Annotated in this window: 3 protein-coding genes; all 3 read left to right on the forward strand. The window is 66.2% G+C overall.

What is annotated here, in order from left to right; all coding sequences use genetic code 11:
* The first annotated feature begins 56 nt into the window (after positions 1 to 56).
* Positions 57 to 434 carry an FHA domain-containing protein gene (locus AC1VTH_RS08135; RefSeq protein WP_481335677.1) on the forward strand — a complete coding sequence of 126 codons (378 nt, stop codon included), beginning with the start codon at positions 57 to 59 and terminating at the stop codon, positions 432 to 434.
* An 8-nt stretch (positions 435 to 442) separates the two neighbouring features.
* Entirely contained in the window at positions 443 to 1,168 is a 726-nt protein-coding gene (ftsR, locus tag AC1VTH_RS08140) for a transcriptional regulator FtsR (protein WP_481335673.1), read from the forward strand.
* Positions 1,169 to 1,255: 87 nt separating this feature from the next.
* Positions 1,256 to 1,701, forward strand: a 446-nt coding sequence (locus tag AC1VTH_RS08145) for an adenine phosphoribosyltransferase (protein WP_481335675.1), incomplete at its 3' end; no start/stop codon positions are given.

Below are 1,701 nucleotides of genomic sequence, written 5' to 3' on the forward strand. Positions count from 1 at the left end.
ACGGTGGCGTCTGCCGAGGGAACGACACCACCAAGAACGCAGCGGACGCAACCGCGATCTTCTGCAAGCCCTCGGCAGACGCCACCGTACCCGACCTCATGGGCGGCTCGCGTCCCGAGTACCCCACGCTCTCGATCCTCAAGGGCCCGCAGACCGGCTCGACCTTCGTGCTTGACACGCCCGACATAACGATTGGCCGCGACCCCTCGTCCTCGGTCTTCCTCAACGACATGACGGTCTCGCGCCGCCACGCCGTGCTCCACATCGCCGGCGGCAGTGCCCGCATCGAGGACCTTGGCTCGCTCAACGGCACCTGGGTCGATGGCGCCATCGTCAAGACGTCGCCGCTCGTCGACGGCTCGACCATCCAGGTAGGCACGTTCCGCATGGTCTACCACACTACTCGCCCGTCTCGCATCGCCACGGGCGAGTAGGCCTCCACATGGCCGATGCCGGCTATCTCACCATAGGCAAGATCGTTCGCAAGCTGCAGGAGCAGTATCCTGACCTGTCGGTGTCCAAGGTGCGCTACCTCGAGGACGAGGGGCTGCTCACGCCCTCGCGCACGCCGGGCGGCTACCGCCTCTACTCCTCGCGTGACATTCAACGCCTCGAGACCATCCTCTACCTGCAGAAGACGAAGTTTCTGCCGCTGAGCGTCATCAAGGACGAACTCGACGGCAAACCGGGCCGCAGCGAGGGCTACGAGGGCACGTCCGAGAAGGACGAGCCGCTGACGGGGGAGCACATCACCCCCGAGCTCGAGCGCGAGCTGCACCCCATCGACCGCATGCCCGAGGTCGCCGGCGTCAACATCGCGCTCGTGCGCAAGCTCGCTGACTGCGGGCTCATTCGCCTCGTGCGCTCCCCAGCCGGCCGCGACCTCGTGCGCGGCAGCGACCTCAAGCTCATCTGCACGTGCGCCGAGCTCACCCGCTATGGCATCGAGCCCAAGAACCTGCGCCAGTACGTGGCCGCCGCGAACCGCGAGACGCCCATGTTCGAGCAGGCCCTGGCCTCGCTGTCACGCCACCAGGGCGAGAGCGAGAGCGAGCGCACGCTCAGGCGCGAGATGACGCTCGACCGCATGATCGCGCTCACTGGCTCGGTGAGAAGCACGCTCATCAAGCGTGAGCTCACGGGAGACTCGCCCAACGCGCAGGGATAACCACCCCGCACAAGGGGAACAAGCACGATAGGCGCCTGACGTATTATGTCAGGTTGGCAAGCAAACAAGAGGAAGGTGGGGGCCACCATGACCGACAGCAACGAGAGGCCGTTCCGATACGAGAGCCTGATCGTCGACATTCCCGACTATCCGGAGCCCGGTGTCGTCTTCAAGGACATCACGCCGCTCATCTCCGACCCCAAGGGTTTCTCGGCCTGCGTCGACGCCATGGCCGAGCACTTCCTGGGCGAGGGCATCACCAAGATCGTGGGCTCCGAGGCCCGTGGCTTCCTCATTGGCACGCCCGTGGCCTATCGCCTGGGCGCGGGCTTCGTGCCCGCCCGCAAGCCCGGCAAGCTGCCCCGCGACGTCTACTCCCAGAGCTATGCGCTCGAGTACGGCACCGACGAGCTGCAGATCCACAAGGACGCGCTCACGCCTGACGACCGCGTGGTCATCGTCGATGACCTCGTGGCCACGGCCGGCACCGCGCTTGCCACCGCCAAGCTCGTCGAGCAGACGGGCGCAAAGAT

Source organism: Parolsenella sp. (genome assembly GCF_982402205.1).